This is a genomic window from Variovorax sp. BGA-UO-ETr-C22, assembly GCF_059567965.1.
In genome coordinates, this window is sequence record NZ_JCAQPA010000008.1 from 274,682 (window position 1) to 301,223 (window position 26,542).

Here is a 26,542-nt window from a genome sequence, read left to right on the forward strand (position 1 = left end):
CCTTCATGGAACTGTGGGGGCAACTGTACGCGCGTAACGACGTCGACGAGGAGCGCGTCGTCGGCCTGTGGGTACAGACCAGGCATCTGAACCACCAGGATGTTATGCATGGGGGCATGGGGGCATGGTGGCATGCCTGTCCGACAACGCTATGGGCAGCCTTGCCGCCAAAGCCCTTGGCGGACCGATCGCCACGGTCCATCTCGCCGTCGACTATTTGGCTCGCGTGCCGGCGGGACAGTGGCTCGAGGTCCGAAGCCGATTGGACAAGCAAGGCAAGAAGCTGCTATTCACGGCTTGTGAGGGAAGGATCGGGAAGGACCTGGCCTTCCGCGCGAGCGCGGTATTTTCTTCCATTCGACGTTAGCCTGCACGGTGCAGCACATTCGCCGTGCAGCACCTCGTCCGCGGCGACGCATACATTGCCTGGACGTCGCATCACGCCGCTCAGTGCCGAAGATCCACCACCATCCCGGTTGATTCGTTGATCGGACCATGAAGCAAAAGACCTTGGCCTCCAGGGAAGCAATGGCTGCAGTGCTTCAAAAGTAATAGTCCGATGAAGGCTTTCTTGCTGAAGCCGGGCGAGGTCGACAGCATGTGACCTGACTGAGCCAGTCACCGCGGTAAGCGCGCGAGACTTCTTCGTCTCTGGTGCGCCCGATGTCGCGCTGAACTTCGACCTTGGACGGCATCGTGGACGTGACTTTTCAACCCAGGGAACGAACCAACTCGGGCACGGCCGTGAACAGGTCGGCCACGAGGCCGTAGTCGGCCACCGAGAAGATCGGAGCCTCTTCGTCCTTGTTGATCGCGACGATGACCTTCGAGTCCTTCATGCCGGCCAAGTGCTGGATGGCGCCCGAGATGCCTGCGGCGATGTACAGCTGCGGCGCGACGATCTTGCCGGTCTGGCCCACTTGCCAGTCGTTCGGGGCGTAGCCTGCGTCAACGGCTGCGCGGCTGGCGCCCAGGCCGGCGTTCAGCTTGTCGGCCAGCGGCGCCATCACTTCGGTGAACTTCTCGGCGCTGCCCAGCGCACGGCCACCGGAGACGATGATCTTCGCGGCGGTCAGTTCGGGGCGTTCGCTCTTCGTGACTTCACGGCCGACGAAGCTGCTCTTGCCGCTGTCTGCGACGCCTTCAGCGGTTTCGATCGCTGCGCTGCCACCGGTGGCGGCTGCGGCATCGAAGCCGGTCGTGCGCACGGTGATCACCTTGGTGGCGTCGGTGCTCTGCACGGTGGCAATGGCGTTGCCGGCGTAGATCGGGCGCTCGAACGTGTCCGGGCTGTCGACCTTGGTGATGTCGGAGATCTGCGCCACATCGAGCTTGGCGGCCACGCGCGGTGCGACGTTCTTGCCGTTGGCGGTCGAGGGGAGCAGGATGTGGCTGTAGTTCGCTGCGATCGCGAGCACTTGAGCAGCGACGTTCTCGGCGAGGTTTTCTGCCAGCGATGCGCTGTCGGCAGCGATCACTTTGGAAACACCGGCGATCTGCGCAGCGGCCTTGGCGGCTTCGGCTGCGTTGGCACCGGCCACGAGGATGTGGACGTCGCCACCGCAAGCCAGGGCGGCAGTCACGGTGTTGAGGGTCGCCGGCTTGATGCTGGCGTGGTCGTGTTCGGCAATGACGAGTGCGGTCATGTTCGTTTCTTCCTCAGATCACTTTGGCTTCGTTCTTCAGTTTGTCCACCAGGGTGGCAACGTCAGGCACCTTGATGCCTGCACCGCGCTTCGGTGGCTCGCTGACCTTCAGGGTCTTCAGGCGGGGCTTGACGTCCACGCCCAGGTCTTCGGGCTTGAAGACATCCAGCTGCTTCTTCTTGGCCTTCATGATGTTGGGCAGCGTCACATAGCGCGGCTCGTTCAGGCGCAGGTCGGTCGTGATGACCGCGGGCAGCGTGAGCGTCAGCGTTTCCATGCCGCCGTCGACTTCGCGTGCGACGGTGACCTTGTCGGCCGCCAGGTCGACCTTCGAGGCGAAGGTGGCTTGCGGCAGGTCGGCCAAAGCAGCCAGCATCTGGCCCGTTTGATTGGCGTCGTCATCGATGGCTTGCTTGCCCAGGATGATCAGCTGGGGCTGTTCCTTGTCGACCAGTGCCTTGAGCAGCTTGGCCACGGCCAGCGGCTGCAGCTCTTCGGTGGTCTCAACCAGGATGCCGCGGTCGGCGCCGATGGCCATCGCGGTGCGCAGGGTTTCCTGGCACTTGGCATCGCCGCAGGACACGGCGATGACTTCGGTCACGAGGCCCTTTTCCTTCAAGCGCACGGCCTCTTCGACAGCGATCTCGTCGAAGGGGTTCATGCTCATCTTGACGTTGGCAATGTCCACCCCGGTGCCGTCGCTCTTGACGCGCACCTTCACGTTGTAATCGACGACCCGCTTGACAGGCACAAGAACCTTCATCTTCTTTGTTCCTAGCTATTCTTTAGTTGAATGATGCCGCCCCATACCACCAAACGAAAAATCCACGGGCAACACACGATTTCATCGCCTCAACCCTCCATATGCTCCCCAAGACCCGGCAACAAGATAGCCGGCATCGACCGGCAAGTTAACTCCGGTGATCGCACTAGCTCGACCTGATGCAAGAAACAGTACTGCCTGTGCAATTTCCTCGGCCATCACGAGTCGCCCAAGAGCGGAGGAGTTCCGTAGATCTTCTGCTTCCAGCGTTTGGGTCGAAAAACCTCTATCAAGGGCCGGGGTCTGCGTAAAGCCGGGTGAAACACAGTTCACTCTCACTCCTTTGGGTCCCCACTCACCAGCCAGCGACTCAGTGAGGCTGATGACACCGGCCTTGGCAGGCCCGTAGGAATGCAGTGGCCCGGAGCGCATACCTGCCACCGACGCGATGTTGACGATGCTTCCGCAGTTTCTTTGAGCCATCAATACGCCAAAGGCAGCACAACACAGGTAGCTCCCTCGCAGATCCACGTGAGAGACGAAATCCCATTCACGCTGACTCAACTCCCCCGGCGGCAACGTACGTTGCAAAACGCCGGCACAGTTCACCAGAACATCGGCCATGCCATAGTTGTCCCGGACACAGTTCGCTGCTGCAGTGACTGAGCTCTCTTCCCCAACGTCGATCTGTAGCGCGACACCACCGATACGATCAGCAGTTAGGGCAGCGGCTGCTGTGTCTCGGTCTGCAACAAGAACAAGCGCCCCTAAACTGGCAAACAGGGAAGCACATGCCTCACCGATGCCACTAGCGCCTCCGGTGACCACGACCGTCTGCTGATGGAATTCCTTAGTAGGCGTCATGATGTGCTCTCTTTGGTAATTTCTTCTCTCAGGACACGCTTGAGTACCTTTCCAGAAGGATTTCTGGGCAAGGTGCTCCGCAGTACCAATTGCTTCGGAGTCTTGAATCCTCCAAGACGTCCATTGCAGTGCAGGCGTACCTGTTCAAGGCTCAGAACTGCTCCAGTTCGCAACACGATCACAGCCGTCACTCGCTCCCCCCAACGCTCGTCCGGCAGTCCGATGACCACAGCTTCAGCAACTTCTGGAATTTGATAGAGCACGCGTTCGACTTCCGATGACGCAATGTTCTCTCCGCCGCTGATGATCATGTCCTTCTTGCGATCGGTGAGGTACAGGAAGTCCTCGGCATCGAGGTAACCTACGTCGCCAGTGCGGAACCACTCGCCCAAAAAACTCTCCTGATTCTTGGCCTCATCGCGCCAGTATCCTGGCGTCACTTTCGGGCCACGCAGGCAAACCTCGCCTTGAATGCCGGGAGGTAAGCGATTTCCATCCTCGTCCATGATTGCCAAACCGACATGCGCCAATGCGCGACCGGTCGAACCGATTTTCTCGATCTCGCGCCCCTTGACCATCATCGTGTCGCCGGAACAGGTTTCTGTCAGGCCGTAAGCATCGATATAGCGTGCTTCTTTGAAGACCGCGCGGAAATCGAGAATTCTCTCCTCAGGAGTTCGCTCCCCTCCGCCTATCAGCCACCGAAGACTGCTCAAGTCATGGGTCGAACGCTCTGAACTCGTCAAGCACCGATCGAGCATGACCGGGGCCATCCATGCGCCCGTGATCTTCTCGCGCGCAATGAGGCTCAATGCCCGTTCAGCGACAAAATCGCGCTCCACGACCAACGCTCCACCGACGATCCACAATGCGACGCCTGGCAAATCGTAGGCACCGACGTGATACAGCGGCCCCACCACAAGCAGCTTGTCGTCTTTGCCAATCTCCAATGCAGCTATGTGATCCAGACACTTCCACGCCATGTTGGAATAGGTATGCATCACCCCCTTCGGACGATCAGTCGTCCCGCTGGTGTACATCAAGCGATAGATGTCTTCGCTCTGCGAATCACATTTGGCCGGATTTTTAGCGACATCGGCAGGACCAAGAGTTCGACTGTCAGCCTGTGCCGCCTCGTCAACCCATACCGACGGAATCCACTGGGGCACCGAGGCACCAAACTCTTCATCGGCGAAGAGCAATCGCACACCTGCATGCTCCGCTATGTAGCCGACCTCGTCTGCCCCCAACCTGTAGTTGATCGGAAGAAACACCGCGTCGACATGGCTGATGGCAAGTGACAGTTCCAGAAATGCAGCGCTGTTCTTCATGAGCAGGGCAACCACATCGCCCGCGCCGACGCCGCGCGCAGATAGCACCGCCGCCAGGTGTTCCACGCGCTGTTGCAGGCCCCCATAGCTCAGCCGCTGATCGCCGTAGATCAGTGCCAACCTCTTCGGTTCTGTGCGTGCCCACCAGGCCACGCTCGCCGCTATCGAAACCATGATTTGATCTCCTTTGCTTTCCGGTTCGCATCCCGCAGATGCGTCGAACGAATTCAATTTCGAAGTCCGCTCGGAGATATCAATAGCCCTTGGGCATCTTCAGTTCGTGATTGGCCACGTAGTTCAGCAGCATCTCCTCGGACACAGGCGCAAAACGGAAGAGGCGGCAATCGCGCCACAGGCGCTCAGCATGGAACTCCTTGGCGTAGCCCATTCCACCCATCGTCTGCATGGAACGCTCGGTGGCCCTGGCCGCGGCTTGGGCAGCAATCAGCTTGGCTGCATTGGCCTCGTTGCTGTAAGGCAATCCCATATCGAAATTGGTCGCGGCCTTGTAGTTGAGAAGGCGCGCCGACTCCACTTCCACATGACACTGGGCCAATGGGAACTGAAGACCTTGATAGCTGCTGATCGGGCGGCCACCAAAAACCTTGCGATCGTTCGCATAGTCCACCGCCAGCTTGATGGCCAGCTCGCCCGTTCCCACCAGACCGGCGGTGGTCACCATGCGCTCGGTGTTCAGCACGTCCAGCAACTCGCGCCAGCCCTTGTGCAAGGTGCCAATCAGCTCGCCAGATTCGACACGCACGTCATCAAAGAAGACGCTGCTGGAGTCCAGGGTGCAGGTTCCCAGCTTGTCGATGGGGGTATGGGAAAGGCCCGCGCGCTCGACGTCGATCATGAACATGCTCAGACCGTCGGTACGCGACGTGGAGTCCTGCAGCTTCTTGGTGCGCGCAACCACCAGCATCTTTTGGGCCGACGCGACGCCAGTGATCCAGATCTTGCGACCGTTCAGCCGCCAGCCGTCACCGTCCTCAGAAGCAAAGGTCTTGATCTCGAGTGTGTTTGTACCCGCGTCGGGTTCGGTCAACGCCATGCAGCAGTTGATCTCGCCGCTGATGATCTTTGGCAGCAGCTCTCTTTTCATCGCCTCGCTACCGAAACGAGAGATGGAGACGCCACCAAAGATGGGATTGATCATGAACAGTTGCCCGACGGTGGAGCCTCCGCCGGACGCCGCCAGTGCTTCCACGATCAGCGTCATCTCCATCATGCCCAACCCACTGCCACCATCTTCCTCAGGCAATGCCACTCCAGCCAGACCCGCGTCGCATACAGCCTTCCAGTATTCCGTGGGGAAAGCTTTCGCGGCGTCTTTCAGGCGCCAATACTCCAGACCGAAACTCTCGCCGATCTGGCGTGCAGTCTCGATCATCATGCGCTGTTCGTCGTTGAGTCGAAAGTCCATGGTTCAGTCTCTTGAAAAGTTAAATACTGGGCTGGACCACCACGTCGGTGGACCAGTGGAAGGCATCGCTTATTCAGCTTGAATGCCAGCCGACTTGGCGAGTGACTTCCAGCGCTCGATCTCCTTGCGCAGGAACTCCTGAGACTGCGCCGGCGTGTCGGCCACAGGTTCAAGCCCCTCCTGGTTCAGCCATTTGCGCATGGCATCGGACTTCAGAATGGCCCCCAGCTCCTTGTTGAGCATCTCCACTGTGGCCGGAGGCGTTTTCGCTGGCAGGTAAAGGCCGTACCAGACGGCGGTGTCAAAGCCAGACACACCACTTTCCGCGATCGTGGGCAACTGCGGCCAGAGATTGGTGCGTTGGGCTGTCGTCACGCCCAGTGCTCGCATCTTTCCAGCCTCGGCGTACTTCTTGGCGGTGCTCAGGGGGTCAATCACCACCTGGATCTCATTTCCCATCAAGGCGGTCAATGCTGCGCTCGCGCCCTTGTAGGGAACGTGTGTGATAGGTGCCTTGGACATGGCCTTGAAATATTCCGAGGCGAAGTGCACCGATGTGCCCAAGCCCGGGGTTCCGTAGTTCACCTTGCCGGGATTGGCCTTGGCATAGGCCACAAGCTCGGCCACGTTCTTGACCGGCAGATCATTGCTCACGACAAGCGCGAACGGCCCCTTGACCACCGTGGTGACCGCGACCAGGTCCTTGGTCACGTCATACGGCAGCTTGGACTTGATCGCCGGCTCCGTGGCGATGGCGCCGCTGTGAAGCAGCAGCGTGGTGCCGTCCGGATCTGCGCGCACCGTGGCCTCGGTTCCAATTGCACCGCCCGCGCCGGCCTTGTTGTCTACGATCACCTGCCGCCCGAGGTGCTCTCCGAGCAGTTGGGCCAATTTGCGTCCGAGGATGTCGGACGTGCCGCCCGCCGAGTACGGCACGATGATGCGCATCTGCTTGTTGGGGGGGATGGTCTGCGCCTGCGCGGGTGCAACGACCACGGCGATAGCTGCCGCCATCAGAGTCACAGACTTGCGAAATGCATTCATGTTTGTCTCCTTCGTGTTTGAAGTGGTTTCGAGAAATTGCTCACCGTTCTTGCCGTGCATGGGGCTTCTCGCGAATTCACATGTACTCACATGTGGAGTGCCCGCCCGTATGCCGCCAGCACAGCTTCGTGCATGGCTTCCGATAAGGTGGGATGCGGGAAGACTGTCTCCATCAACTCGGCTTCCGTGGCCTCCAGCGTGGCCGCCAGCGTGTAGCCGTGCACCAGCTCGGTCGCTTCTGGCCCAACGAGGTGAGCCCCCAGCAACTCGCCAGTGGCTTCATCGAACACCGTCTTGATGAAGCCGGAAGCCTCGTCGATGGCGATGGCCTTGCCGTTGCCTTCCAGCGGAAACTTGCCCACGCGGACCGTCAGCCCCGACTGGCGCGCTTGGGCTTCGGTCAACCCCACGCTGGCGCTTTGCGGATAGCTGTATACGCACGAAGGAATCGGGGCATGGTGTTGAACACCAGAGCGCAGGCCGGCGATGTGCTCCACGCAGGCGATGCCTTCGTGGCTGGCCTTGTGTGCCAGCATGGGAGCACCGGTGATATCGCCGATCGCATAGACACCTGGCTCGGCACTCACGCCCCAGTCCGCCACTTGGATCAGACCCTTGTCCATCACCACGCGCGTGTGCTCCAGTCCCAGGCCTTCAGAATTTCCTACCAACCCTACGGCGACCAGCACGCGCTCCGCGTTCAGGTGTTGCACCTTTTCGCCTCGTTCCACAGTCAGTTGCACGCCGTCGGACTGCCGCTCGCCGGCGACCAACGTGGTACCCGTCAGGAATTGGATGCCTTCCTTGGCCATCGCCTGCTGGGCAAAAGCACTCACGTCCTCGTCACTGGCAGGAAGCACGCGGGGTGCAGCCTCCACCACGGTCACTTGCGTTCCCAAGGTGGCATAGAAGCTGGCGAACTCCATGCCGATTGCACCGGCGCCGATCACTACCAGCGACTTGGGCAGTACCTTCGCTGACAGAGCCTCTCGATAGCCCCAGACCCGATCCCCGTCGAAGGGAAGCATGGGAAGTTCTCGCGCGCGCGCGCCGGTGGCCACGATGACATGGCTGGCCAGCAGCAAGTGCTGCTCGCCCTTGGCTCCAGTGACTTGCACCCTGTTGCCAGACTCCAGTGCTGCTGTGCCCATGAAGACGGTCACGCCCGCCTTTTTCAGCAAGTGCGTGACGCCACGGTTCAAGCGCTGCGAGACATCGCGCGAGCGCGCCACGACCTTCCCGAAGTCCACCTGGAGGTCCGATACCGTGATCCCTTGCGCACCCGCATGCCGGATGCGACGCACGGTATCCGCCGAATGCAACAGTGCCTTCGTGGGAATGCAGCCCCAGTTCAGGCAGATGCCGCCCAGGCTTTCTCGCTCCACCAGCGCAGTGCGCAACTTCAGCTGCGCAGCGCGCAGCGCGGCCACGTAGCCTCCAGGGCCACCACCGACAACGACGACATCAAAGTTTTGCGCCTGTTGTGCCATCACGCCACCATCATTCCCATGGGTTGCGCCAGGGCCTGCACCACCAGCTTCAGAAACTTCAGGCCAGCCACGCCGTCGAGCACGCGGTGGTCGGCCGACAGGACCACGCCCATCTCGCGACGGATAGCGGGCTGTCCGTTTTCGTCAGGGCGGAACACCTCACGAATGCTTCCCACGCCGAGGATCATTGACTGGCCGGGGTTGATGATGGACGTCATGTAGGTCACGTCGTGCATGCCCGCGTTCGAGACGGTAATAGCACCACCGGACATATCAGCGCTGCTCAAGCGGCCGGCTTGCGCACGGCCAATGAGTTCGCCGGCCTGCTTGGCGATGCCCCCCAGCGACTGCTGACCAACGCCGCGCAGCACCGGTACCAGCAGGCCCCTGTCTGTATTGACCGCCATGCCCACATCGGAGCTGTTCAGGCTCAGGATGCCATCTGCCGTCCAGACGCAGTTGACCTCGGGCATGGCCTCCAGGGCCTGACCCACGGCGGCAAGCACGAAGTGGTTCAATGTCAGGCGCTGGCGGGTTTGCGAAGCATTGAGCTTCGAGCGCAGGGCCATCACAGCGCTCATCTCTGCTTCTACCGCCAGATAGAAGTGCGGCACGTTCTGCTTGGCAGCCGTCAGGCGCTGAGCCACGGTGCGTTCCAGGCCGGTCGGTACGCGCAGCGTGCCGTTTGCTGGCGATCCGATAGCCTCTGGGACTACAGCCGCCGCAGCGGTGATGTTTGCCCTGCTCTCAGGCTCCGACGCCTGTTCGGCGTGCACTTGCCGCTGCGCAGTTGCCACCACATCCTTGGCGCGGATTCGACCGCCAGGCCCGGAGCCAGTCACGCCGGCCAAGTCGACGCCCTGCTGCGCCGCCAGACGACGAGCCAGGGGCGTGATGGGCGTGCGCTGGCTGTTTTGCACTGGGTTGGTGTTGGCGATTGATGTAGGAGCCAGTTCCACAGCCGCTACGGGCACCACGGGCGCGGCGACAACGCCGGCAGAAGGCACACCCTCGCCGGGCTGTCCGTCGTCCCAATAGCCGATCACCGCACCACAAGGCAACGTCTCGCCGGCCTGTGCCTTGATTTCCAGCAGCACACCGTCGGCTTCCGCGCCAACTTCGTTGGCAGCCTTCTCCGACTCGATCACGAACACACCTTGATCCACCTTGAATGATTCACCAGGCTGGACCATCCACTCCACCAAGACGCCCTCGGACATGGTCAGTCCGAGCTTGGGTACCAAGATTTCGCGGCGCATGCTTTCACTTCCCAATGAACTGGGCTTTGCGCTTTTCCAGGAAGGCATTGCAGCCTTCGTGCGCATCCTGACTGTCAAGCACCAATCCGATAATGGCTTGCTCGTGCGCCAGGGCTGCGCCCAGTGGCATCTCGGCACCGTCGCGCAGCGCGCGCTTGAGCAACTTGAGCGTGAGAGGCGACTTCTGTGCGATTTGTTGCGCCACGGTCATGACCTCTTCCATCAGCTGCTCCCGGGGGACGGCGCGGTTGCACAGGCCCAGCTCCACAGCTTCGGCCGCGGTGATCTGATTGCCGGTGAACATGAGTTCCTTGGCACGGCACAGAGGCACCTGCCGAATGATGCGTTGCGTGCCGCCGGCACCGGGGAACAGGCCCAGGTTGATTTCGGGAAGTCCCAACTTGGCTTCCTGGGCCACCAGGCGGATATCGAGCGTCAACAGCAACTCCGTGCCGCCGCCAAGCGCCCAGCCGTTGATGGCGCCAATGGTGGGTTTGTCGGATATCTCGAAGCGGCGAAAGACCCGGTGAATCACCTCCGCGAACTCCTCGTAGTGCTGAAGGCCTTGGCGGCTGGTCAGGTCCGCAATGTCGCCACCGGCCACGAAGGCCTTGTCGCCGGCACCAGTGATCACGATCACGCGCACGCTGGCATCGCGCTCGAGGTCTGTCAGTGCGGCCTCCAGCGCCAGCAACGTAGGCGTGTTCAAGGCGTTGAGCGTCTTGGGCCGGTTGATGGTCAACAGGCCCACGGCGCCTTGGCGCTCGCACAGGATGGGGTTGGTTTCGTCGGACATCTGAAGTTTCCTCGTATCTTTTGAAGTGCTGCCCGGTCAGGCGAGCGTCTTGCGTACAGCGTCCACCACGCGGTCCACCGTGACCGCGTAGCCCTTCTCCAGCGAACTGGCGAACGGTGCGGGCATGAAGGGCGCCGCCACGCGCAGCACCGGGGCATCCAGTTCGTCGAAACCTTCATCGGCGATGGTCGCCACGATCTCTGCGCCAACGCCGAAGGCCTGCACAGCCTCGTGCACCACCACGGCGCGATGCGTTCGCGACAGTGACGCCAACACCGCCGCCTTGTCCCAGGGCTGGACGGAGCGCAGGTCCACCACCTCCACCTCCACGCCCTCCTTGCTCAACTGGTCCGCAGCCTTGAGGCACACGTTGACCGCGGCGCCATAGGTCACCAGCGTCACGTCGCGGCCGGCTCGCGCGACACGGGCCTCACCGATGCGCGCGGTCTTCGCGGTATCGACTTGACCCTTGTTGGCGTACATGGCCTTGTGCTCGATGAACATGACCGGATCGGGATCGGCAATGGCCGCGCGAAGCAGGCTGTAGGCATCCTGCGGACAGGAAGGGCAGACCACCTTCAAACCCGGGATGTGGGCTAGCCAGGCTTCCAGGCACTGTGAATGCTGCGGCCCGGCGCTCAGGCCACCGCCATGAGGCGTGCGCAGCACCATCGACACGGAACCTTGGCCGCCGAACATGTAGCGGGCCTTGGCCGCTTGATTGACCAGTGCATCCATGGACAGCGTGATGAAGTCCATGAACATGATCTCGACCACGGGTTTCAAACCGGTCAGCGCCATGCCGACCGCGGCTGAAGTGATGGCCGATTCGGAGATGGGGGTATCGATCACACGACCAGGTCCGAAAGTGTCGAGCAGGCCGCGCGTGGCCTTGAAAGACCCCCCGGCCTTTGCCACATCCTCGCCCAATACGACCACAGTGGGGTCTTGCTCCATGCAGTCGCGCAGAGCCTGCGTGACCGCGCTTGCGTAGCGCATTTCAGTAACGGTGCTCATGCACGGTTCTCCTGCACGGTTTGGGTGTACACGTCTTGAATGGCGCGTTCGAGCGTAGGCAGCGAGTCAGCGCGAGCGGCTTCCACCGCTGCATCCACCTGCGTGGTAATCGCCAGGTCGATCGCAGTGGCGTCCACACCCATGGCCAATAGCTGCGCACGCGCGGCAGTCAACGGATCGTGCTCATGTACGGACTCCAGTTCACCCGCGTCGCGGTACTTTTGGGAGTCGCCCTCGAAGTGGCCACGCACGCGTGTAGTGATGCACTCGAGCACGTAGGGGCCGTTGCCCTCGCGCAACTGCGCGGTCCCCTGCAGGGCCGCATCGGCCACAGCCACAACGTTGTTGCCGTCGACCTTGGCGTAGCTGGCGCCGAAGGCGATCGCAAGCTGTTCAAGCTTGGCGGCGAACTGACTGGACGTGGGTGAGAACTCGGACCATCCGTTGTTCTCGCATACCAACAGAAGCGGGCACTTCCAGAGTGCGGCCATGTTCAGCGTCTCGTGCAGCACACCCTCGGCCATCGCTCCGTCACCAAAAAAGGCCACGGCCACGCCGCCGGTCTTTCGCGCCTGGTGCGCCATGGCGCTGCCCAAGGCGATGGGGATGCCTGCGCCCACGATGCCGTTGGCGCCCAGGATGCCCAAACTCAGGTCCGCCACGTGCATGGATCCGCCGCGCCCCTTGCACAGGCCGCCCTCGCGACCCATGATTTCCTTCATGAATCCACCCACGTCCATGCCGCGCGCCAACACGTGGCCGTGGCCGCGATGGGTGGTCGCCAGCGAGTCCTGCGGCAATAGCGCGCTGGCGATTCCAGCTGCCACGGCCTCCTGGCCGATGCTCAGGTGGATAAAGCCTGGGACTTCGCTGTTGGCGAACAGGCGGGTAAGTGCCGTTTCTACTTGGCGAATCAGGCTCATCGTGCGATAGAGCGCAGTGAGCCGCTCCGACTGGTTCGTGCTCTTTTTGCTGGACTTCATGTCGTTTTTTCCATGCTTGTTGACGTACCTGGGCCCGACTCGTCGCTTTGAAGCACGCCGACAATGCGGTCGCTCCCATCCTGGGCACGCACCCAGACCGTCCACTGACCAGATGTCTCGCTGTCTGGCTCGCCGCCGGCCGTCAGCTCGTCATCGATGTAGACCGGTTTTACGAAACGAACGTCTAGCTGCAGCGATCCCAGCACGTCGGCCGGGAAGTTCTTTCCAATGCACTGCCACATCAGGCACAGCGATATGGTTCCGTGCGCTATGGGTCGTCGCATCGGAGTTGTCGCAGCGAATTGCGCGTCCACGTGGATGGGGTTGAAATCGTTCGTCAGTTCCGCGTAGGCACGAATAACGTCCTGCGTCACCATCAAACGGCTGGACTTCAAGGCGATCGATGTCTGTGCGATCTGGTCCATGCTCATGTCGCCCAGATCAAGGTGATGAGTCCATCAAAGAGCTTGCGGCCACCATTGCCGGCTCCTGAAACCTGTAGCTCCACATAACGCCGCTCGCGGCGCATTTCCTTGCCAGCGCAGACCACCGTCACGCGCATGGGCTCGCCTTGCACGGGAACGCCGTGCATCTGCAGTTTTTGCTTGGCATGCACGTTGCCAGGGGGGCGTGGCACGACCACGTTCAGATAGGCCCGCATCATGTTGACCACGGCCATGCAGACACCTTCGACAGCCCCGTCGGCACCGTCTTCGGGCTGGCTGCCAAAAATGGCCTGCCAGCGCCTCGCCTGGCCAGCGTCATACACCTGCACGCACTCCCCCATGAGGACGCCGGGCTGGAAGTCTTCAAAAAGGATCGGAGCAACACTCATGGCGCCACCTCCAGCACCGCTTCCATGACGGGCAGGGCCATGCCATGCACATCCTGAAATCCCACCCGCACGCGTGCACCGATCTCCAGTCCCTCGCACGCCTGTGGCAATGCGTTGACCATCACGCGAAAGCCTTCGTCCATGTCCACGATGGCGATCACGTACGGCACCATGTCCTTGAACACGGGCAGCGGTGCGCGATACACCGTGGTGAACGTCAGCACGGTGCCGGTGCGCTGCGAGGACCTCCATTCCAGCCGAGTGCTCTGGCATTGCTCGCACAGGCTGCGGGGAATTCGTTGCACGCTGGCGCAATCGGAACAGCATTGATAGCGCAACTCGCCGACGGTTGCGCCGTCCCAATAGGGCTGGGTCTGCACGTTGGGGCGAGGCAAGGGATATTTGGCAATCGTCATCTCACCCCCCCAAGACCAAAGAACAGTGGGCGGACAAGATGCCGCCATCTCCGTGCACAAAAGCCAGCTTGGCATCCGCGACCTGTCGGACATCGGCCGCGCCGCGCAACTGGTGCATCGCCTCTACCACGTGGAACATGCCACCAGCAGCGCCTGAGTGCGCATAGGACATCAGGCCGCCATGCGTGTTGCAAGGCAGCTTGCCGCCAAGGCCCAACTCACCGGCCGCAGCCGCGATGCCAGCTTGGCCGCGCTCGAAGAATCCGATGGATTCCAACTCCACCGCCAGCGTGATGGTGAAGGAGTCGTAGATCTGCGCTACATCGATGTCGCGAGCCGTCACGCCAGCACGCGCGAAGGCTGTGGCTGACGAACTCTTGCAGCCGAAGTCCACCAGGCTGGGGGCGGCCACGATGTGCTCGTGCGTATGGCCCTGGCCGGCGCCCAGGATTTCGATCGCCTTGCCGCGAGTGTCGCGTGCGGCCGCACGGCTGCTGACCACCAGGGCCGCGCCGCCATCGGAGATCAGGCAGCAATCCAGCATGTGCAGCGGGTCCGCGATCATCTTCGAGCTCAGCACTTGCTCCACCGTGATGGCTTCACGCTTGTGGGCCTTGGGATGTCGGCCCGCATGGCGGCGGTGCTCCACCGCGATCGCGGCCAGCTGCTCGGAAGTCACGCCGTACTCGTGCATGTAGTGCTTTGCCACCAAGGCATAGGAGGCCGGCACGCTGATGCCGAACGGCCGCTCGAACTGCGGGTGCCCCACTTCTGACAGCGCGGCCACAGCGCCATCGCGGGACATCCCGGTCAAGCGGTTGTCGCCGGTCACCACAAGCACGTGGTTGCACTGTCCACTGGCAACCAGGGCGGCAGCCTGCATCACCATGATGCAGGCGCTGGCGCCGCCGGCCTGTATGGCCAAGCAGGCACCTGGGTGAATGCCCAGATATTCACAGAACACCGACGCCAGCATCAGGTGCGGCTCGGTGAAGGAATACGCGCACAGCACGCCATCAATGTCCGAAAGCTCGAGGCCGGCATTGGCCACTGCGCCAATCGCCGCTTCCGCGTGCAGGCCCATGCAGCTGCTACCCGGCAGCTCGCCCACGGCGGTGTCGTAGGCGCCCGTGATGAATGCGTTCATCGTCATCGCGGTCGCGCCTTAGGGCTTGAAGCCGAGGTCGCGCGCAATGATGTTGCGCTGGATGTCGCTGGTGCCTTCACCGATCACATAGACAAAGGCATCGCGGTGGATTCGACCCACCGGGTACTCGCGCATGATGCCGGCGCCGCCATGGATGCGGATGGCCTGCTCGCTGACCCTCAGTGCGGTTTCGGTGGCAATCAGCTTGACCTTCGCGGCGGTCGCGGCATCCAGGCGGTTCTGGTCGACCAGCCAGGCGCCGTAGTACACCATCCAGCGCGCGGCCTCGATGTCGGCGGCCATGTCGGCCAACTTGTGAGCCACGGCTTGGTAGTCGCCAATGCGCTTGCCCGCCACGATACGGTCGTCCGCAAATGCCTTTGCGGCATCGAAGGCGGCGCGAGCCATGCCCAGCGCGTTGGCGGCCACGCCCACACGGTTTTCGCTCAGACACTCCAAGAGCAACGGGTAGGTACCGGTGCACTCGCCCAACAGGCAGTCATCGGGCACGAAGGCGTCCTCGATGTGGATCAACGCGGTCTCAGAGCCGCGAATGCCCTCTTTACGCAGCTTGTGGATGTCAAAGCCCTTGTGCGGCAGCTCCACGATGAAAAGGCTGATGGCGTCAGACTTGAGTTCCGGCGAAGTCCGAGCGGCCACCATCAGGAAGTCGGCGATGGGGGCATTGGTGATGTACAGCTTGCTGCCACTGAGCTTCCAACCTCCCTCGACCTTTTCCGCCTTGGTCTTCATGGCACGAATGTTGGAGCCGCCGTCGGGCTCGCTCAGAGCGAAGCCGGCAATCTTGTCGCCGCTGAGCGCAGGGAGAAAAAAGCGGGTCTTCTGGCTCTCGGTGCCGATCTTCCAGATGGGCCATATGGACAGGTGCGTCTGCGCGGACCAACTGGTCGCGAAGGCCTGACTCATGTAGCTCAGCTCCTCGCGCACGATGCAGTCACTGACTTTGTCCATATCACTGCCGCCATCGGCAGCGGGATACCGCACCCCTAGCAAGCCCAACTCGCCCCAGCGCTTGAACACATGTTTGGGAAAGCGTTCGTTTTCTTCCGCTTCTTCGACCAGCGGCGCCAGCTCTTCCCGGCACAGGCGCCGCACCGTATCGCGCACGGCTTCGTGCTCAGGAGAAAAGGAGAAGTTGAGACTCATGTGACCACCCGTTCGCGGTTATTCGGTATTGCGAATATATTCTCTAATTTGAGAATGATGATAGGTGTAAACCCCGATGATTCGTCCTGTCTCGTGTACTTTAATTCTTCATATAGCTAATAATTTCCCATGGCGAATAAACATATGACAGAGTACTCGATGCAAGACGCTCTCGCAGCTAGACCGCACCGGTTGGAAGCACTGCTCAACGCACGCAGCGTGGCCGTCGTGGGAGCGAGCGGCGACCCCACCAAGATCGCAGGCCGCCCTATCGCATACATGCTGGCGCGCGGGTACCAAGGGGCGATCTATCCCGTCAATCCCGCAAGGCAGGAAGTCCAAGGTCTTCGCTGCTATCCCAGCATCGCGGCCATTGGTCAGGCCATCGACCTGGCCATCGTGGGCACCGCTGCCGCCCACGTAGAGGGCGTCATTCGCGAGGGCATCGCTGCCGGCGTCAAGGCTTTCGTGGTGTTCTCGTCAGGGTTTGCCGAACTCGACGAAGCAGGTCGCGCGCAGCAGCAACGCCTCACACAGCTCGCGCAGGAGCACGACGTTGCCATCGTTGGCCCCAACTGCCTGGGCATTGCCAACAGCCGCTCTGGCCTGCTTGCTACCTTCACCACGGCGCTGGAAAGCCATGCCATGCAGCAAGGCGGTTTCTCGTTCGTCAGTCAGAGCGGTGCACTGGGTGCGTATTGGATGGACATCGTGCTGCGAAGCGGCATTGGCTTCAGCCAGTGGATCACCACCGGCAACGAGTGCGACGTCGACGCTGCCGAGGCCATCGACTTCCTGGTCGGCGACCCGAACACCCGGGTGATCGGTCTCTACATCGAGGACATCCGCCGTACCGACGCCTTCCGTGTCGCACTCGAACGAGCGGCCCGTGCTGGCAAGCCGGTGATTGCGATCAAAGCCGGCAGCTCAAGCACAGGTGCGGCAGCCGCCGCTTCGCATACGGGAGCATTGGCCGGCGACGATGCCCTGTATGACGCTTGCTTGCTGCAGTACGGCGCTTTGCGCGTGCCCAGCCTCACCGCCATGATGGATGCAGCCCGCTTGCTGCTGCACGATGCTGTCCCGCAGGGCAATCAGTTGGCCATCATGACCGTCTCCGGTGGCGCTGGCGTGTTGATTGCGGACGCCTGCGAACCGCTGGGCTTGCAGTTGCCAAATCTCAAGCCAGAGGTCGCCCAAGCCCTGATCCCCGTGCTGCCGAGCTTCGTACACCCGAGCAACCCGCTGGACATCACGGGCAACGTGCTGCAGGACACCCCCATGATTGCCCGCACCATGCAGGCGCTTTCCACCGACAAGGACATCCATGGCATCGTGCTGTTCATCGGCATGATGCACAGCATTGCCGATGCCTTCGTCCAGGCCCTCTCCCAAGCCCGGCAGCACGTGCACTGCCCGATCATCGTGATCTGGGTCGGCGCCATGGACAACAGCATCCAGGCACTGGAAGCTGCCGGCATTCCGGTGTTCCTGGACATCCCCCAGGCCACGCAAGCCATCGCGTGCTGCTTGCAAATGCAGCGTACCCGCGCACAAATCGTTCAGCGTGCCGAGGCCCCTGCAGCACCCTCCGTAATTGACAACGGCCAAGCGCTTCCAACGCTGTCGGAATGGGATGGCAAGCAGTTGCTCACCAGCCAAAACAACGTACAACTGCCCAAAGGTTGGCTGCTGAAAGCTGGCGATGCGCTACCACCGGGCCTGCCTTACCCTGTCGTCGCCAAACTTCAGTCGGCCCAACTGCTGCACAAGAGCGATGCCGGTGGAGTGGCCCTGCGCATCCAGGACGACCAGTCGCTGCAAACAGCCGCCGATCGTTTGCAAAAACTGGGCGCCGACCTGGCCATTCCCGTCCAAGGTGTGCTGGTTGAGCAGATGCTCCCTTTCGACCATGAGTTGCTGTTGGGCTTGCGCCGCGATCCGCGCTTTGGCCCGGTTCTTACCTTGGCGCGCGGTGGTGTCGAAGCCGAGCTGGATCCCGACGTGGTCAACCTGCTGCTGCCGGCCACTGCAGACGACATCGCGCAGATGCTCAGCCGCTTGCGCTGCTTTAAACTGCTGCAGGGCTTCCGAGGCAAGCCAGGCGCTGACGTGCCGGCACTGGCACGCCACATTGCCGGCTTATGCGAGTGGTTCCTGGAACAGCCGCTGCGTGAGTTGGAGATCAATCCGCTGGCCATTCGAGGCGATCAGGTTTGGGCGCTAGACGCCTTGATCACGCCTCTGGCTGCGAGTTGAAACGCTGGCGATAGCCTCAGCGAGCATTCACATCGCCGTTGATAGAATTTGACCTGCTCATACTCAACCCCGGATCGAATCACTGGACGACTACTTCAGTGCATCTGGGGGCCTTAAAGTTTATGTCAGGCGTCTCTTCAACATGACTGCTCCATCCCCCCCCGAAAAGCTAGTGGGGGCGCTCAGTTCCGGCCTCAAAATCTTGCGCTATCTCTCCAGCTCCGCTAGCCCCATTGGAGTTACGCGCATTGCCAAGGACCTGAGCCTCAATGCCAGTACCTGCTTCAATCTGCTCAAAACCCTGGTGCACGAAGGATTGGTGACATTCGACGAGTCCACCAAGACCTACAGCATGGGCTTGGGCTTGGTGGCGTTGGCCAAAGGCTCCCTCGAAAAAGCCTCGTATGTGCGGATGATGCGTCCCCACCTCCAAGAACTCGCCGCCCGTCACAACATCACAACAACATTGTGGCAACGCGCACGCGAAGACCGCGTGGTGTTGGTGGACTTGGCAGAAAGCGGCTCGGCCATGCGGGTTCACATGAGCATCGGTCAGCGCTTGCCCATGTACATCGCAGCGCTCGGCCGCTGCATGGCGGCACATTCTGGTTTGAGCCCCACGGAAATACGAAGCAAGGTCAGTGAATTGCGCTGGGATGATGGACCCAGCTTTGAGACCTATATGAGTGAGGTCGAAGAAGTTCGCCGGAAGGGGTACGCCATCGACCACGGCAACTACGTCAAAGGCGTCGTAACGGTCTCGTCCCCCATCCTGGATCCTCAGAGCCGTCCACTGATGGCGGCAAGTGCCGTAGGTTTCAGCAGCCAGTTCTCGCCCAGATCGTTGCAAGTGCTGTGCGAAGACCTTCGCGAACGCTGCCGCGAAGCCACCATTGCCGTCTCTGGCGGTGCTGTTCAAAAGCTGTGGGATTCAACGCCTGAATGAGGGGCCATCCCTTCGATTACATCGACGGCGACGCTGAGTTGCTAGTGCTCCGAAACGAAGAATGGAGCCGAAGGGCACCGCGGTGATGCGGGTCGACTGCTCGAACTGGGCTTCCAAGATGGGCTGTGAGTCTGCCCCGAGAAGCACCATCGCGACTTTTTTGTCTGTTTGGATTCCGCCGATCTCTGACCCTTGCTCAGCTCTCGGCAGCAGTCAGCACACTGGGATTCGTATCGATCCGATCGGGGGAAGCTCAAGCTCGAAGCGCTTGATGGTGGCAAAGAGGATGGTGCTTGCCGATCTTGGCGACGTAGCTTTGGCCACGCGTGACTTCGCTGCCTCCCGGCTGTGCCGCTGCGCGGCACAGCCGGGGTTTGCACGGTCGCCGCGCGCGAGCTTCATCGCCAATACCTCGTCAACCAGGTTCGGCGGCAGCGCGCATCTTGCGGAACGCGGCCGGCGACGCGCCCATCACGCGCCTGAAGGATTTCGCGAACGCGGCCTTCGACTGATAGCCGACGCCCGCGCTGATGTCGGCGGGGGGGCGCTTCGTGCGCTCGAGCAATTCGACTGCGCGCGACATCCGCACCTGTAGCAGGAAATCGCCTGGCGTCATCGAGGCAACGGCTTTGAACTGACGGACGAACGTGGCGTGCGACATCGCCGCCATGTCGGCGAGCTGCTTCATCGGCCACCCCTGCAGCTTGCCAGTCGCGAAGCCGCCTCCAGCAGGTCATGCAGCTGCCAAAGCCCAACTCCTGGGGAAGCTCTTCCTAGGGGAGGCCCGTACGCAGCACGAAGAGGATGCCGTTGAGGGCTTGTGCGTCGCTCAGTCGCGGCCGCCCGCCCTTGGCAGAAGGCGTCACCACGGGCAGCAATGGCGCAATCTTCTTGTACAGCGCCGCGCTGATTTCTTTGTTTCTGATTCGGCCCATCGCTCGTCAAACGCATGGCTCGCGCCTGGCGATGACATGGTTTTGTTAGCAGCCTAAGGAGGCAATTGCGGTGTACGGCTTTACTGCTGCCGAGCTTGGCGTCGATAAGACGTCCGCTCGAACTGGCGCAACTAGGAACGCCGATGGCAAGAAGATGCAGATGCGCAAGACGAAGAAGTCGAGCGGCGTGACTGATGTGCCGAAGTTCAAGGACGACCAGGGCAATGTATGGAGCGGCCGAGGTCCTCGTCCCGTTTGGTTCAAGGCCGCACTCGAAGCGGGCAAAACTCCCGACGAGCTGCTCGCCTAGTAGAAGTCGATTTCAGTACGATGCCAGCACCATCTCCCCTCGGCCAGAGCGGAGAAGGGTAGATCGGCGGCGGCAGCAGTGTCCGTTTCCCCGTCGGCAGCCAACGACGGTGCAGGCTGTGCGTTCTTGACGGGCCAGACGCGGATGAGTTGTTGAGCGCGAAGTAGAGAGGGCCGGCGCCGAATGCCTACGCGGCTGGCAAGTCACCATGGCTTCCACCAACGCCGACGTCCCTGTCGATGCTCAAGTGGCCGCAGATCCAGGGTGCCGTAGTCAAGATGAGGCGCACCAACGCGCCGCCGCAGCTCCGTCTCCAGTTGATGCGCTATACCGCGGGCGTGCAAATCGCCCTGAAGCGCTCGTCGGCGCCATTCAATGGCCCGCGCTCCCAATTCCTCGTCGGGCAGCGTTTTTGTATCGATCATGGTCCTGATTGTGGCGGGGAGGTTGGGTCGCCGTCGGGAATATCTCGCTCCTCAACCCAATGGGTTTCTGCGCCGAAGACCTCGTTTCCTGCGCGAACCATGATTGCGTAATCCTGCCGCAGGTGCTGTGTTGCCGGCGTCCATTCCGCTGTCGTCTGGATCTCATGCTTGAGGTGGCTGACTTGAGCGGCCCAACAGAGGAGGGCCTTGCCGTGCAGCAAGTCAGCTAGCTAGCTGTTCCACGTCCGCTTCGTTGGCGGCCGTCGCTGTCACGTATGCACCAATCCACTCGGCATCCACCGCGATGTGCGCTTCCATGCCGAAGTCCCATTGGTTGCCCTTCTTCGTCTGGTGCATCCCGGGGTCTCATTCGCCCGCGCTGTTCTTGGTAGAACCGGGCGCGGCGATGATGGTTGCATCCGCGAACCGCGCTTCAGGAGCAGCCCCTTCCTGTCCAGGTGGGCGTTGACCTGCTTGAAGATGTCCTCGGCCAGATCGCTGGCCTGCAGCGCGCGGCCGCGCCATTCGCTCGCTTGGACGCGCGGTCCATCATCATTTAGCTCGCTCAAATCTGAGCGTACGCGGATTTTGCGATGTGCAGAGACCCAGCTCCTCAGCTGCCTATTCGGCCCACGACAGAGGTCGACTCGTCCTCCGACCGAAATTAAACTAACGGCAAACCGACAACTAACTCCGACAAACACCTCCGAACACGCAAGTCTGCAAGAATCCAGTCGCTTGCCGTTAGTTTAATTTCGATGATGCGAACACCCACCTCCACCCTGTCCCTGTTCGACGACGTGCCCAGCGGTGGCCATGTGACCGCATTTCGAGAGGCGTTTGCCGCCTGGCTGGCGAATCAGCAACGCGTGGGATCGCTTCGCCGCCCAGGTGCCGCGGAGGTCTACCAGGCCATGTGGGACAGCTTTTCCAACTGGTGCCTGAGCCAGGCGCCTACCGTCACGCTGGACACCCTGGTCTTGGCCGACCTGCAAACCTTTCAGGCCGCCCGCTTCGGCCGCAAGACTTCGGACCTGTCGCTCTCGCCGCGGTATGCATTGCGACTCATGCGCCTGATCGATCGGGTGCTGCGGCATCACGCGGCGCGCACCGACGGGAAACCCAACACGGCCGCGGCCGACTGGATCGCGGCCAATCCCGAAGTCCGGTATGCCGATGCTGCGCGTCAGGACCCCCTGCCCGAGTACCTGCTTGTCGTGGAAGCCCGGCAGCTGATCGCCTATCTCTCTGCGGCACGACCACGTCCGGGCCGAAACCGCGATGCCCTGCCGCCCATGCCGTGGCAGGAAGTAAGGAATCGGGCATCCGTGGCGCTGCAACTGGGCGCAGGGCTGACGCCCGGCGACGTGCGTGCACTGCCGCTCAATTCCCCGGTTGTCCAGGGAGGACGCATCCGTGAGCGCCCTTGGAAACTGCAGGTCCCAGGCAATGGGACCTCTCAGCCGCGCGAGACGCCGATTGCGCCCTGGGCAGCCGAACTGCTCCAGCACTGGCTCGACGTGCGCAAGGAAGCACGCATCGCAGGCGAGTTTCTGTTCCCCTCAACGCGAACGGGCAAGCAGTGGCTGCACGCGTCGCAGTACCTGTGTGCACGGCGAGTGCTCGAGGAGGCCGGCGTCGAATCTCGCGAGGGCGGCTCATTCAGACTGCGGCACACGTTCGCGGTGCGCCAGCTGCGCCGCGGGACACCCCCTGAACAGGTGGCCCGATGGTTGGGCGTCGAAGCAGCCGAAATGAAACGCTACGAACGGGTACTGCCGAGGGCCATCGAAGTCGTCTGATGCAGCGCTTGCCAAGCGAGCTGCGCTTTTCAAAAGCGCGTTTGCTTTTTCGCTGACTCAGGATCGAAAAGCCGCGCGGCGTGTCTGCCGACCAGACCGCGACACATCGGCGATTAATCGAGAGGCGCAAACCCCGCGGCATCTCGGTTGTGATTGCGCTGCTGCTGTCGGCACGCGCCGACTTGAAAGCAGGACCCATGGCTGCTGATCAGCGGTGAATTCTCGGTTCGTCAACTGAGAAAAGCACATCAGACCGCGGCGGCAATACCGCTCGTCGCGACGACATCGGAAGACAGCGAAAGGATCGGTGTCGAAGGGAGGACACCGGAACATGCGCGTCGTGGAACGCCGTTGGTGCGATGCCCAGCTGTGCAACTAGCACATTGCGCAGTGGCAACACCCCTCCAATTCTTCAACGATGCACAGGCCTGCCATCCGCCAAGGAGCCTCCCCATGCGCACGCTCTTGATCGACAACTACGACTCGTTCACCTACAACCTCTACCAGTACCTCGCGGCCTGCAACGGCGAACCACCGATTGTCCTGCGCAACAACGAGATGTACTGGGACGAGGTCGAGCGCCTGCACTTCGACAACATCGTGATCTCGCCGGGCCCCGGACGTCCTCAGCGACGCGCCGACCTCGGCATCTCGGCGGACGCGCTGCAGCGTTCCCGCAAGCCAGTGCTCGGCGTCTGCCTGGGCCACCAGGCCATCGCCCACCACTGCGGGGCCCGGGTCGACCTGGCAGTGCGGCCGATGCATGGACGCCTGGACCGTGTTTCGCACACCCAGCGCGATCTCTTCGCCGGCATTCCGGATCGGTTCGAGGCGGTGCGCTATCACTCCCTCGCGGTCACCCAGTTGCCCTCATCCCTGGAACCGCTCGCCTGGACCTCTGACGGGACGTTGATGGGATTGCGTCATCTCTCATTGCCCTGGTGGGGGGTGCAGTTCCATCCGGAGTCGATCTGCACCGAATTCGGTGCACGGCTGCTGCGCAACTTCAGGGACCTGACGCTGGAATGGCTCGCGCAGGCGCCGCGGCGCGAGGCACGAGACAGCTTCGCACCCTCATTGCACCTTGAAGGTCCGCAGGCGTTGATGCTGCATGCGGCGTGCATCGACACCGCCGTCGATGCCGAGGCCGTGTTCATGCACACGTTCGCCCACAGCGACTGCGCTTTCTGGCTGGACAGCAGCCTCACCGAAACCGGGCGCGCACGCTTCTCCTTCATGGGCGATGCGAGCGGCCCGCGCACCCAGGTACTGAACTATCGCACCGCGCCGCGCGAATTGATGGTGCGTCGGGGCGATGTGGTTCAGGTGCGCGACGAGAGCATCTTCGACTACTTGCGCGATCACCTCCCGGGCCAGCGGCCGGCGGGCCCGGAGCTTCCGTTCGACTTCGCCTGCGGCTTCGTGGGTTATTTCGGTTACGAACTCAAGCGCGAGCTCGAGGGCGCGCGCGCGCACGACGCCGACACCCCGGACGCCATGTGGATCCTCGCCGACCGCTTCCTCGCCTTCGATCATGCCGAGCAGCAGGTCTGGATCGTCTGCCTGGATGAGGCCACACCGTGCAACGAGAATCGCCGCTGGATGCAGGCCATGCGCGAGCGCCTGGAAGACCCACCATCGTCTGTCCCGGACAACAGTGCAGATGCGGCCCGCGATCTGCATTCGCTGGCCTGGCGGGTGGACCTGGCCAGCTATCGCGAACTCATCCTTCGCTGCCAGCACGAGATCCTGCAGGGCGAGACCTACGAGGTCTGCCTCACGAACCAATTGGTCGGTGAAGGACGCATCCGAGCGCTGGAGATCTATCGGGTCCTGCGCAGGCACAACCCCGCGCCCTATGCAGCCTACCTGCGCATCGGCGGCTATGCCGTGCTGTGCGCCTCGCCCGAACTCTTCCTGCGCATTTCCAGCGACGGGGATGTGGAATCGAAACCCATCAAGGGGACTGCAGCGCGCGGCGCGACGCCGGACGAGGATGAGGCGATCGCGCACGCCTTGGTCACCGACGAGAAGACGCGCGCGGAGAATCTGATGATCGTCGACCTGCTGCGCAACGATCTGAACCGGGTGTGCGAGGTCGACAGCGTTCACGTGCCGAGCCTGTTCGCGGTCGAGACTTATGCCACCGTGCACCAGTTGGTCAGCACCATCCGGGGCCGGCTGCGCGCGGACCTCGGGGCGGTCGACTGCGTGCGAGCGGCCTTTCCCGGCGGCTCCATGACCGGGGCGCCCAAGGTGCGCACGATGAAGATCCTCGACGAACTGGAGGAGGCGGCTCGTGGCATCTACTCGGGCAGCATCGGCTATCTGTCGCTCAACGGGGCGGCCCAGCTGAACATCGTGATCCGCACCCTTGTGTCGGCCAACGGCCGGGTCTCCATCGGCGCCGGCGGTGCCATCGTCGCCATGTCCGACCCCGAGGCCGAAGTCGAAGAGATCGTACTGAAGGCGCAGGCGCTGTGGGAGGTGCTGCGCCGGTGCGGCGCACCGCTCGGTCAGTGGCCGGGAACGGCACCCGATGCAGATGCTGCGAGCGATCCGGCCGCTGCGGTGCTTCCTGGGCAACCGCCCGCTCATTCGGCCTTGCACACGGCCTCGCAGACCCGCCCGATCCCACCTGACGCTGGGAACGGCAATGGCTAGTGCGCAGGCCAATCGCCGCGGGATCATGCTCATGCTGGTGGCCATGGGCTGCTACGTGCTCAACGATGTCTTCGTGAAGCTGGCCGCGCAGAGTTTGCCGCCCGGACAGGTCCTTGCAATCCGCGGTGCCTTCGCCACCATCTTCGTCCTGGCCATCGGGCGAGGAACACGCGCCGGCTGGCGAACGGCACTGCGTCCGCTCATCGGCGCGCGCTGCGGCCTCGAGGTCACGACCGCCCTCGCCTCCGTGGTCGCCCTGTCGCTGGCACCGCTGGCCACGGTCAGCACGCTCATGATGACTGCGCCGCTGATGATTGCCGCCACTGCGATGGCGTTGCGCTGGGAGCCATGGCGCGGTGGCCGGCTGCTTGCGACTGCCGCGGGATTCGCCGGCGTGTTGCTGGTGATCCAGCCGTCCGCGCGTCCCGATGTCCCTGCGGCGGGCCTTGCCTGTGCGCTGCTGTGCGCCGCCTCGCTGGCCGCGCGCGACCTCGTGACGCGACGCATCCCGGTCACGATCCCCTCATCGACCATCGCGGTCGCGACCACGCTCGCCGTATGCGTGGCGGGCCTTCTCCTGGGCCTCATGGAACGATGGGCGCCGCTCACGCGGCAAGAACTCGGTGTGCTCGCGGCGGCTGCGGGCTGTGCGGCGCTGGGCAACTACGCACTCATCGTGGCCTGCCGCGGCGTCGATCTCTCGGTGGTCACGCCTTTTCGCTACAGCCTGATCGTCTGGGCCTTGCTGCTGGGGTATGCAATCTGGGGCGACATGCCTCGGCCCCAGGCCGCCATCGGCGTGCTCCTGATCGTCGCGGCCGGCGCCTTCACCGTCTGGACCGCGCGGCGGTAGTATGTAAAAAGGCCTTCCCGCCCGTGCACAGCGGCCTTCGGCTCGAGGCGGGAAGCGGCCGCGTGTCGCGGCTCTCCCGAGCGCGATTCCGCACGCGGCCGACGCGCTTTTTTTGCAGCACACGCACACGCGCGTGCCTTCGAGGGAAAGCTCGTCGCGACGCG

At 62.4% G+C, this 26,542-nt stretch carries 24 protein-coding genes and 2 pseudogenes; 7 read left to right on the forward strand and 19 right to left on the reverse strand.

Translation table 11 applies throughout. The annotated features are described in order from the left end of the window. The first annotated feature begins 67 nt into the window (after positions 1-67). The gene (locus tag AC57B8_RS08795) at positions 68-367 is read left to right on the forward strand and encodes a PaaI family thioesterase (protein WP_496479342.1); all 300 of its coding nucleotides are present in this window, start codon (positions 68-70) and stop codon (positions 365-367) included. A 343-nt stretch (positions 368-710) separates the two neighbouring features. Here the strand turns inward: AC57B8_RS08795 and AC57B8_RS08800 are convergent, their stop codons facing one another. The 16 genes from AC57B8_RS08800 to AC57B8_RS08875 all read right to left on the reverse strand — a co-directional run bounded on the left by AC57B8_RS08800 (position 711) and on the right by AC57B8_RS08875 (position 16,184). After that, positions 711-1,646 (reverse strand): electron transfer flavoprotein subunit alpha/FixB family protein, encoded by a 936-nt coding sequence (locus tag AC57B8_RS08800; RefSeq protein WP_496479343.1) that lies wholly within the window; start codon positions 1,644-1,646, stop codon positions 711-713. 13 nt (positions 1,647-1,659) lie between these two features. Continuing rightward, positions 1,660-2,409, reverse strand: a complete 750-nt coding sequence (locus AC57B8_RS08805) for an electron transfer flavoprotein subunit beta/FixA family protein (RefSeq protein WP_496479344.1) — start codon at positions 2,407-2,409, stop codon at positions 1,660-1,662. A gap of 81 nt (positions 2,410-2,490) precedes the next feature. After that, positions 2,491-3,273 (reverse strand): SDR family NAD(P)-dependent oxidoreductase, encoded by a 783-nt coding sequence (locus AC57B8_RS08810; RefSeq protein ID WP_496479345.1) that lies wholly within the window; start codon positions 3,271-3,273, stop codon positions 2,491-2,493. Then, positions 3,270-4,778 carry an AMP-binding protein gene (locus AC57B8_RS08815; protein WP_496479480.1) on the reverse strand — a complete coding sequence of 503 codons (1,509 nt, stop codon included), beginning with the start codon at positions 4,776-4,778 and terminating at the stop codon, positions 3,270-3,272. Before AC57B8_RS08815 ends, AC57B8_RS08810 begins: the two co-directional genes overlap by 4 nt. 79 nt (positions 4,779-4,857) lie before the next feature. Further along, positions 4,858-6,030 carry an acyl-CoA dehydrogenase family protein gene (locus tag AC57B8_RS08820; protein ID WP_496479346.1) on the reverse strand — a complete coding sequence of 391 codons (1,173 nt, stop codon included), beginning with the start codon at positions 6,028-6,030 and terminating at the stop codon, positions 4,858-4,860. 69 nt (positions 6,031-6,099) lie between these two features. After that, positions 6,100-7,134: a Bug family tripartite tricarboxylate transporter substrate binding protein gene (locus tag AC57B8_RS08825; RefSeq protein WP_496479347.1), complete on the reverse strand. Its 1,035-nt coding sequence runs from the start codon at positions 7,132-7,134 to the stop codon at positions 6,100-6,102. A 26-nt stretch (positions 7,135-7,160) separates the two neighbouring features. Further along, a complete protein-coding gene (gene lpdA, locus AC57B8_RS08830; protein WP_496479348.1) occupies positions 7,161-8,564 on the reverse strand; it encodes a dihydrolipoyl dehydrogenase in 1,404 nt (467 codons plus the stop codon). Continuing rightward, entirely contained in the window at positions 8,564-9,823 is a 1,260-nt protein-coding gene (locus tag AC57B8_RS08835; RefSeq protein WP_496479349.1) for a dihydrolipoamide acetyltransferase family protein, read from the reverse strand. The genes lpdA and AC57B8_RS08835 overlap by 1 nt, the downstream gene beginning before the upstream one ends. A gap of 4 nt (positions 9,824-9,827) precedes the next feature. After that, positions 9,828-10,619, reverse strand: a complete 792-nt coding sequence (locus tag AC57B8_RS08840; RefSeq protein ID WP_496479350.1) for an enoyl-CoA hydratase/isomerase family protein — start codon at positions 10,617-10,619, stop codon at positions 9,828-9,830. 36 nt (positions 10,620-10,655) lie between these two features. Beyond that, positions 10,656-11,636, reverse strand: a complete 981-nt coding sequence (locus AC57B8_RS08845) for an alpha-ketoacid dehydrogenase subunit beta (protein ID WP_496479351.1) — start codon at positions 11,634-11,636, stop codon at positions 10,656-10,658. Beyond that, on the reverse strand, positions 11,633-12,619 hold the full coding sequence (locus AC57B8_RS08850) for a thiamine pyrophosphate-dependent dehydrogenase E1 component subunit alpha (protein ID WP_496479352.1): 987 nt from the start codon (positions 12,617-12,619) through the stop codon (positions 11,633-11,635). The genes AC57B8_RS08845 and AC57B8_RS08850 overlap by 4 nt, the downstream gene beginning before the upstream one ends. Continuing rightward, positions 12,616-13,050 carry a MaoC family dehydratase gene (locus AC57B8_RS08855; RefSeq protein WP_496479353.1) on the reverse strand — a complete coding sequence of 145 codons (435 nt, stop codon included), beginning with the start codon at positions 13,048-13,050 and terminating at the stop codon, positions 12,616-12,618. Before AC57B8_RS08855 ends, AC57B8_RS08850 begins: the two co-directional genes overlap by 4 nt. After that, positions 13,047-13,454 carry a hypothetical protein gene (locus AC57B8_RS08860; protein WP_496479354.1) on the reverse strand — a complete coding sequence of 136 codons (408 nt, stop codon included), beginning with the start codon at positions 13,452-13,454 and terminating at the stop codon, positions 13,047-13,049. Before AC57B8_RS08860 ends, AC57B8_RS08855 begins: the two co-directional genes overlap by 4 nt. Next, positions 13,451-13,870, reverse strand: a complete 420-nt coding sequence (locus AC57B8_RS08865; RefSeq protein WP_496479355.1) for a Zn-ribbon domain-containing OB-fold protein — start codon at positions 13,868-13,870, stop codon at positions 13,451-13,453. The genes AC57B8_RS08860 and AC57B8_RS08865 overlap by 4 nt, the downstream gene beginning before the upstream one ends. Before the next feature lies 1 nt (position 13,871). Next, entirely contained in the window at positions 13,872-15,023 is a 1,152-nt protein-coding gene (locus AC57B8_RS08870) for a thiolase family protein (protein ID WP_496479356.1), read from the reverse strand. A 12-nt stretch (positions 15,024-15,035) separates the two neighbouring features. Beyond that, positions 15,036-16,184 carry an acyl-CoA dehydrogenase family protein gene (locus tag AC57B8_RS08875; protein ID WP_496479357.1) on the reverse strand — a complete coding sequence of 383 codons (1,149 nt, stop codon included), beginning with the start codon at positions 16,182-16,184 and terminating at the stop codon, positions 15,036-15,038. A 144-nt stretch (positions 16,185-16,328) separates the two neighbouring features. On the opposite strand from AC57B8_RS08875, the gene AC57B8_RS08880 reads away from it, so the two are divergent. Both AC57B8_RS08880 and AC57B8_RS08885 read left to right on the forward strand, forming a co-directional pair. Then, positions 16,329-18,443, forward strand: a complete 2,115-nt coding sequence (locus AC57B8_RS08880; RefSeq protein WP_496479481.1) for an acetate--CoA ligase family protein — start codon at positions 16,329-16,331, stop codon at positions 18,441-18,443. A 142-nt stretch (positions 18,444-18,585) separates the two neighbouring features. Then, positions 18,586-19,389, forward strand: a complete 804-nt coding sequence (locus tag AC57B8_RS08885) for an IclR family transcriptional regulator (RefSeq protein WP_496479358.1) — start codon at positions 18,586-18,588, stop codon at positions 19,387-19,389. 415 nt (positions 19,390-19,804) lie between these two features. On the opposite strand, the gene AC57B8_RS08890 is transcribed toward AC57B8_RS08885, so the two are convergent. Together AC57B8_RS08890 and AC57B8_RS08895 are read right to left on the reverse strand one after the other, a co-directional pair. Next, positions 19,805-20,077 carry a helix-turn-helix domain-containing protein gene (locus AC57B8_RS08890; RefSeq protein WP_496479359.1) on the reverse strand — a complete coding sequence of 91 codons (273 nt, stop codon included), beginning with the start codon at positions 20,075-20,077 and terminating at the stop codon, positions 19,805-19,807. Between the two features lie 4 nt (positions 20,078-20,081). Continuing rightward, positions 20,082-20,324, reverse strand: a pseudogene (locus AC57B8_RS08895) (transposase); the annotation flags it as partial. Between the two features lie 70 nt (positions 20,325-20,394). Between AC57B8_RS08895 and AC57B8_RS08900 the strand changes: the two are divergent. After that, positions 20,395-20,634, forward strand: a complete 240-nt coding sequence (locus AC57B8_RS08900; RefSeq protein WP_496479360.1) for an H-NS family nucleoid-associated regulatory protein — start codon at positions 20,395-20,397, stop codon at positions 20,632-20,634. 656 nt (positions 20,635-21,290) lie between these two features. Here AC57B8_RS08900 and AC57B8_RS08905 read toward each other — a convergent pair. Further along, positions 21,291-21,574 (reverse strand): annotated as a pseudogene (locus tag AC57B8_RS08905) (IS5/IS1182 family transposase); the annotation flags it as partial. A gap of 246 nt (positions 21,575-21,820) precedes the next feature. Between AC57B8_RS08905 and AC57B8_RS08910 the strand changes: the two are divergent. The 3 genes from AC57B8_RS08910 to AC57B8_RS08920 all read left to right on the forward strand — a co-directional run bounded on the left by AC57B8_RS08910 (position 21,821) and on the right by AC57B8_RS08920 (position 26,378). Further along, entirely contained in the window at positions 21,821-22,861 is a 1,041-nt protein-coding gene (locus AC57B8_RS08910) for a tyrosine-type recombinase/integrase (protein ID WP_496479361.1), read from the forward strand. Between the two features lie 453 nt (positions 22,862-23,314). Then, positions 23,315-25,525, forward strand: coding sequence for an aminodeoxychorismate synthase component I (gene pabB, locus AC57B8_RS08915; RefSeq protein WP_496479362.1), 2,211 nt, complete (start codon positions 23,315-23,317; stop codon positions 25,523-25,525). Continuing rightward, positions 25,518-26,378: a DMT family transporter gene (locus tag AC57B8_RS08920; protein WP_496479363.1), complete on the forward strand. Its 861-nt coding sequence runs from the start codon at positions 25,518-25,520 to the stop codon at positions 26,376-26,378. Before pabB ends, AC57B8_RS08920 begins: the two co-directional genes overlap by 8 nt. Positions 26,379-26,542 lie beyond the last annotated feature (164 nt).

Bases quoted from the DNA above. Each gene is read 5' to 3' on its own strand.
- AC57B8_RS08800 (WP_496479343.1), bottom strand. From the start codon at position 1,646: ATGACCGCACTCGTCATTGCCGAACACGACCACGCCAGCATCAAGCCG.
- AC57B8_RS08805 (WP_496479344.1), bottom strand. From the start codon at position 2,409: ATGAAGGTTCTTGTGCCTGTCAAGCGGGTCGTCGATTACAACGTGAAG.
- AC57B8_RS08810 (WP_496479345.1), bottom strand. From the start codon at position 3,273: ATGACGCCTACTAAGGAATTCCATCAGCAGACGGTCGTGGTCACCGGA.
- AC57B8_RS08815 (WP_496479480.1), bottom strand. From the start codon at position 4,778: ATGGTTTCGATAGCGGCGAGCGTGGCCTGGTGGGCACGCACAGAACCG.
- AC57B8_RS08820 (WP_496479346.1), bottom strand. From the start codon at position 6,030: ATGGACTTTCGACTCAACGACGAACAGCGCATGATGATCGAGACTGCA.
- AC57B8_RS08825 (WP_496479347.1), bottom strand. From the start codon at position 7,134: ATGCACGGCAAGAACGGTGAGCAATTTCTCGAAACCACTTCAAACACG.
- lpdA (WP_496479348.1), bottom strand. From the start codon at position 8,564: ATGGCACAACAGGCGCAAAACTTTGATGTCGTCGTTGTCGGTGGTGGC.
- AC57B8_RS08835 (WP_496479349.1), bottom strand. From the start codon at position 9,823: ATGCGCCGCGAAATCTTGGTACCCAAGCTCGGACTGACCATGTCCGAG.
- AC57B8_RS08840 (WP_496479350.1), bottom strand. From the start codon at position 10,619: ATGTCCGACGAAACCAACCCCATCCTGTGCGAGCGCCAAGGCGCCGTG.
- AC57B8_RS08845 (WP_496479351.1), bottom strand. From the start codon at position 11,636: ATGAGCACCGTTACTGAAATGCGCTACGCAAGCGCGGTCACGCAGGCT.
- AC57B8_RS08850 (WP_496479352.1), bottom strand. From the start codon at position 12,619: ATGAAGTCCAGCAAAAAGAGCACGAACCAGTCGGAGCGGCTCACTGCG.
- AC57B8_RS08855 (WP_496479353.1), bottom strand. From the start codon at position 13,050: ATGAGCATGGACCAGATCGCACAGACATCGATCGCCTTGAAGTCCAGC.
- AC57B8_RS08860 (WP_496479354.1), bottom strand. From the start codon at position 13,454: ATGAGTGTTGCTCCGATCCTTTTTGAAGACTTCCAGCCCGGCGTCCTC.
- AC57B8_RS08865 (WP_496479355.1), bottom strand. From the start codon at position 13,870: ATGACGATTGCCAAATATCCCTTGCCTCGCCCCAACGTGCAGACCCAG.
- AC57B8_RS08870 (WP_496479356.1), bottom strand. From the start codon at position 15,023: ATGACGATGAACGCATTCATCACGGGCGCCTACGACACCGCCGTGGGC.
- AC57B8_RS08875 (WP_496479357.1), bottom strand. From the start codon at position 16,184: ATGAGTCTCAACTTCTCCTTTTCTCCTGAGCACGAAGCCGTGCGCGAT.
- AC57B8_RS08880 (WP_496479481.1), top strand. From the start codon at position 16,329: ATGACAGAGTACTCGATGCAAGACGCTCTCGCAGCTAGACCGCACCGG.
- AC57B8_RS08885 (WP_496479358.1), top strand. From the start codon at position 18,586: ATGACTGCTCCATCCCCCCCCGAAAAGCTAGTGGGGGCGCTCAGTTCC.
- AC57B8_RS08890 (WP_496479359.1), bottom strand. From the start codon at position 20,077: ATGAAGCAGCTCGCCGACATGGCGGCGATGTCGCACGCCACGTTCGTC.
- AC57B8_RS08910 (WP_496479361.1), top strand. From the start codon at position 21,821: ATGCGAACACCCACCTCCACCCTGTCCCTGTTCGACGACGTGCCCAGC.
- pabB (WP_496479362.1), top strand. From the start codon at position 23,315: ATGCGCACGCTCTTGATCGACAACTACGACTCGTTCACCTACAACCTC.
- AC57B8_RS08920 (WP_496479363.1), top strand. From the start codon at position 25,518: ATGGCTAGTGCGCAGGCCAATCGCCGCGGGATCATGCTCATGCTGGTG.